Genomic DNA, 323 nt, shown 5'->3' on the forward strand with positions numbered 1-323 from the left:
GTGCCAATGAAGCCGAGTCCAATGGCTCGCAGGAATTTACCCTGTTACGTAACAAGGTGACAGAAGATGAAATCGCTGAAGTGGTTTCTCGCTGGACCGGCGTTCCGGTGAGCCGGATGCTGGAAGGTGAACGGGAAAAACTGCTGCGTATGGAAGATGTATTACATGAGTCCGTGGTGGGACAGGATCAGGCCATCAAGGCCGTGGCCAACGCGGTACGACGTTCCCGCGCCGGGTTGTCGGACCCGAATCGACCTCATGGTTCTTTCCTGTTCCTTGGCCCGACCGGGGTGGGTAAAACCGAGCTGTGCAAGGCGTTGGCC

At 57.3% G+C, this 323-nt stretch carries 1 pseudogene; it reads left to right on the top strand.

The features are described 5' to 3' along the window. Positions 1-323 (top strand): annotated as a pseudogene (locus tag Q4563_RS18150) (type VI secretion system ATPase TssH); the annotation flags it as partial.

This window comes from Gilvimarinus sp. 1_MG-2023 (genome assembly GCF_030548285.1).